Below are 4,686 nucleotides of genomic sequence, written 5' to 3'. Positions count from 1 at the left end.
ACTGGAATTACTATTAAAAAACAAAATTTTAAAACTGACTTTTATTAATCAAAAAGAAAGCTTCACATCATTTTCGACAGTGTTTGCTAACGGCTCGGCTATGAGTAGTTGCGTGGGTTAGCACTTAACTTTGCAAGTACTCACCAAACTGAAAATCCGCAAGGATTTTCAGAAGTAGGCGAGAACAAGCAATTACTTATAGCCATTGTTGTGGTTAGTGTTTTTATTCGTTTATATTAAATTCCTTTATCTCAAAATAGCAGTTTTCGCAGACCAATTTAATGTTTGCAAATTCCATTGATTCGTCATTCCAACCGTCTGTTTTAAGTCGTTCTTTTTCACATTCAGAACACCAAGCTTGGAAATCATCTTCTTCGCCTAATTCCATTCCACGAAAAGTTTCAAAAGCTTCTTCAAATCCAGTTTTGATTTTGTTATTCAGATGTTGGCAGATAAATGCCTTTCGTAATTTTCCGTGAATTCCACAGTCAATTAATTCGCTTTCTATTTTCTCAACTTCTTCTTTTGAGATTTGTTCTGTGAGTAAAAAGTATTTTTCCAAATGGTCAGAAATTACTCGATAAGTTCCAATTCCGCCAATTATGTCGAAAGCAATAGAAGTCAATTCCCAACCTGTGTATTTATCTCCGTCAAAATGTGCGTTGGTCAGGTTTTCATATTTTTTCTTTTCTCCAAACTCCTTAACTTTTAAAGTCTTGAATTTTCTCGGTTCAACAGAATGTTCGTTTGCCCAAGCCCACATCCAAGTATTTGTCTTTTGAGAAAAAGTTCCAACAGGTATGTATTTGAAATAAATTTCTTTGTCGTCTGAATACAGTCTTAATGTTTCGCTGGATTGATTATAGAACCAATTTGCATAATTGTCAAGGTCATATTCGGCTCTGAATCCGTTTTGAAATTCAGTCAGCTTTTGACAAATTTTGTCCGCATATTTTTCATATTTCAGAGGTCTAAATATCAATTCTGTTCGTTTTTTCTACATTAACCACAACGTGTTCGTGTATGTTTAGTTGCGTTGGTTTAGCACTAATTTAGTAAAAGAAAACGAACCAAAGGTTAATCTATATCATTTTCCGAGTAAAGACTTGACTAGCAATTAAATATACACGTTGTTGTAACACGTTTTTTTATTCAGCCCAACCGTGATAAATCTGTAACATAATCAATAAAATAGTCAGTCCAAAAATTATAAATCCGTTTATTTTATTTTTTCTCAAACTCCAAACTCCAATTCCGATTAAAATTCCGAAAGCTATTCCGTAAGTCAAATTCACGTACGAGTAAAGTTCAGCCGTTCTGTAATAATAAGGAACAGGTCCTTCTCCGCCAAAAGGATAAAATTCGGTTTCTTTTTTAATTCCAATTTTATAAAATTCAGCAAGTCCAAAAAATGAATAGAATCCGCTCAAAAGAATTGCAATTCCCGTTATTATTTTTTCTAATATGGATTTTTCTGTTTTCAATTATTCGGTTATAGTGTAGGTTTGGTCAAATGTGTTACAACGTATTTGTGTATGATTTTTTGCGGGAAAAGACGCGAGTTCTTTTCCGACGTTGCGGAAAGATAATTAATAAGATTGAATTTCCATAGAGGAAATTCAGCCGCAATTAATTATACACTTTGTTAGCACAAGTTTCTTTTTTTTGTTGATTTAATCAAATTATCTAATCCTTTATCAGTCAAAATGTGTCCATTTATCCAGATTTTTTTCTTCTGATATTCTGACTTAAAATAAATAGTTGTACTCGATCCATATTTTTTTCTAAATAGTCCAGTTATTGCTTCTCCTTCGAATGTGGCATTTCTTTTTTTGATTTTTCTTAAATACTGCTTTTTTAGGTCCAGTTTATTGATAGTCATTCCGAAGATGTTCTTGAGTATTAGTTTCTCGTTGGAAATCAGTACACTTTGAGTTAGAAAGATTAAAAAGAAAATGGTCAGTAAACCAGAATAGATTAAAACAGGAATCCAGTTTATAATTTTCTCTTTATTTGTTGAGAGAAATGTCAGTACTAGTAAATTGATAAGAACTAATAGAATAAACATTAAAATTATTCTAAAAAATAGTGTTAGACTGTCTTTTTCAAATTTCATTTTTTTCAATTTGTGCTAACGTGTTTGTATATGGTTTGTTGCGTGGTTTAGCACGTAATTTAGCAAATAAAAACCGAATAGAAAATGCGTGAGAATTTTCGTAAGTAGGCAAGAACTGGCAATAAATTATATACAGTGTTAGGCAACGTTTTTATTATAATCCTTTTGCAGTTTTAGAATCATTCTTGAAATATAGATTATCTTTAGTTCAATTCTTTAGTTGATTTATTTCGATATGAAAATCTATATTAAATATATGGTAAGTTTAAGATGTAAGCTTATGGTAAAAAAAGAACTGGAAAAACTAGGGCTTCATTATGCCAATATTGAATTAGGAACGGTGGAAACAGAAGAAGAAATTAATGATGAAGTTTTGTTAAAGCTAAAATCGAACTTGGCAATATCTGGTTTAGAATTAATGGATGATAAAAGAAGTATTCTTATAGATAGGATTAAAAATGTTATTATAGAAATGATTCATTATTCTGAAGAGGTTCCGAGGGTTAATTATTCAGATTATATTGCTGAAAAATTAGATTATGATTATACCTATTTATCCAATCTATTTTCTGAAGTTAAGGGCATTACTATTCAGCATTTTATAATTAAGCATAAAATAGAAAGAGCAAAAGAATTAATCTTGTATGATGAACTCAATCTTACCGAAATCGCATACAAATTAAACTATAGCAGTGTCGCTCATTTGTCAAACCAATTTAAAAAAGTAACTGGAAATACACCCACGTATTACAAGAAAATTGGACAAAAAAGAAAAAGCAATTTAGAGAATCTGTAAGATGTGTAATCTTATAAAATACTTGTGTAACAGGAATTAGGGTATAAGTCATCATCTTTGTAATAGTAATGTAATTAAGCATTACGATAAATACATAATTATGGAAACCAAGAGCAAAGAAGGTGAGAAAAAGTCTAGTGAACTGTTTAAGTTTAGTGGTGATTGGGACAAACAATCCAAAGCATTAAAAGAAAAATTTCCTAAGCTTACATCGGAAGACGTAAAGTTTGAGAGTGGTAAAGAATTAGATTTGATAAAGCGTTTAGAGCATAAGCTTGACAAAGACCGTAACGAGGTAGTTGGGATTTTAAAAACAAACTACACAACAGTTACAAAATCAATCTAATCTAGATTAATATCAAAATTTATTTAAAGAACAGTTTATTTATAATCTGTTCTTTTTTTTACAAGAACTGTTTAAATCAGTAATATATGCAACTAAGGACATAAATTATATAAAGGATTTAGTTCAATTTGTATCGATATTTGTAGGCTATTAATCAATTAGGGAAGCCCAAATATTAATTTATTTGGCTTTAAAAAGCAGACTTAAAAAACCTGCTTTTTTTTATTACCATTTCATAGGTTTTATTTTTCGTATCAATGTTATCTGTATTCTTCCGTTTTTTGCCAAATTTAAATGTATTGGCTTATCCTTAAAAACATATTTAATTTTTTGAATTAAAGGTTTAAGAGCAGACTTAAATTTTGTTTGTTTTCTGGGCTTACTTTCCTTAACCTGTGTTAAAGTTGCTTTGTGTGTAATCAGTCGATCTATCATAATGAAACAATTTAATTGTTTCTGTAAAGTTGAGACTATTATTTCCGTCAAGCTTACAGTCTGCCTATTTGTGTTTATATAATTAACAGATATTTTAGATTACTGAATTAATCTGTAATATCTATAACTCATTCTTTTTTTAATGTAACTCACTAATTGCTATTAGTGGTATCTTATTCTATAATCAAATTATTAATAAAGAGATGTCAAGAGAAAAAAACGGTAAACAGAAAAAAGACAAAACGCCAGCAGCAAAAACCGCAAAAGAAAAAAGAGTTGCTAAAGTATTAAAGAGAAAGACAAAGAGATTTTCAGAATAGCATTAGCAATGGAAGAAGAGAATTTTGATGAAGCAATAACATTTAACCTATCAAATATCATAGATTATAAATCTAATGATATTTTAGTTAAGAATATAGTGATAAGAAATACTGTTATAATTCAATAACTGCTTTTTGATTTTGGAAAAGTTCAAGTATATAAAAAGTCCCCTTTTTTGAGGTTTATTTATATCGTAGAAGGTAAAGCGGAAGTTGTTATCAATAAAAATTCTACTTTTTTACAGAAAGGCGATTCGATATTAATTCCTGGAAATGAAGAAAGTTCCATTGAGGCCAACCAACCCTTTAAAATGCTTTGTACAACAATAAAAAAAGAATAGAAATTTATGATGAAAAATATATTTAAAAAAGGTGACATAGTGTGTGCAAAAGTTAATCCAAAAAAGCCATTAAAGGTTAGGGTTTTTTCAAGGAAAGTTTACTATTGTGATGTGTTAAACGAGCCAAATGAAAAAGAAGAGGTTTACTTTGAAAGAGAAATTGAGTTATTATGATAATCAAAGGTTAGATTTGTGATTGTAAGTTCTTGAATTGGTAAATTTTTTCTTAAATGTTACCTAACGTATTTGTGTATGAAAAGTTGCGATAATTTTAGCAGCAATTTTTCATTCATTTTTCATGATTTAAAATTAGTTATAATTTTTGATTTATA

5 protein-coding genes are annotated in these 4,686 nt (G+C 29.4%); 3 read left to right on the top strand and 2 right to left on the bottom strand.

The genetic code is table 11. From position 1 onward, the window contains the following. Positions 1-223: 223 nt before the first annotated feature. A complete protein-coding gene (locus tag EV195_RS16520) occupies positions 224-982 on the bottom strand; it encodes a DUF6882 domain-containing protein (protein ID WP_132796087.1) in 759 nt (252 codons plus the stop codon). Between the two features lie 166 nt (positions 983-1,148). Continuing rightward, the gene (locus EV195_RS16515; RefSeq protein WP_132796086.1) at positions 1,149-1,484 is read right to left on the bottom strand and encodes a hypothetical protein; all 336 of its coding nucleotides are present in this window, start codon (positions 1,482-1,484) and stop codon (positions 1,149-1,151) included. A gap of 867 nt (positions 1,485-2,351) precedes the next feature. On the opposite strand from EV195_RS16515, the gene EV195_RS16505 reads away from it, so the two are divergent. The 3 genes from EV195_RS16505 (at position 2,352) to EV195_RS16950 (ending at position 4,354) form a co-directional block, all read left to right on the top strand. Beyond that, positions 2,352-2,912 (top strand): helix-turn-helix domain-containing protein, encoded by a 561-nt coding sequence (locus EV195_RS16505; RefSeq protein WP_132796084.1) that lies wholly within the window; start codon positions 2,352-2,354, stop codon positions 2,910-2,912. A gap of 100 nt (positions 2,913-3,012) precedes the next feature. After that, on the top strand, positions 3,013-3,258 hold the full coding sequence (locus EV195_RS16500) for a hypothetical protein (RefSeq protein WP_132796083.1): 246 nt from the start codon (positions 3,013-3,015) through the stop codon (positions 3,256-3,258). Between the two features lie 931 nt (positions 3,259-4,189). After that, positions 4,190-4,354 (top strand): cupin domain-containing protein, encoded by a 165-nt coding sequence (locus EV195_RS16950; protein WP_165915764.1) that lies wholly within the window; start codon positions 4,190-4,192, stop codon positions 4,352-4,354. Positions 4,355-4,686 lie beyond the last annotated feature (332 nt).

Source organism: Tenacibaculum skagerrakense, assembly GCF_004345825.1.
Taxonomy (GTDB): Bacteria; Bacteroidota; Bacteroidia; order Flavobacteriales; family Flavobacteriaceae; genus Polaribacter; species Polaribacter skagerrakensis.
This window is presented reverse-complemented; position numbering and strand designations above follow the sequence as displayed.

Coding starts and splice junctions, on each gene's coding strand:
- EV195_RS16505 (WP_132796084.1), top strand. CDS start 2,352: ATGAAAATCTATATTAAATATATGGTAAGTTTAAGATGTAAGCTTATG.
- EV195_RS16500 (WP_132796083.1), top strand. CDS start 3,013: ATGGAAACCAAGAGCAAAGAAGGTGAGAAAAAGTCTAGTGAACTGTTT.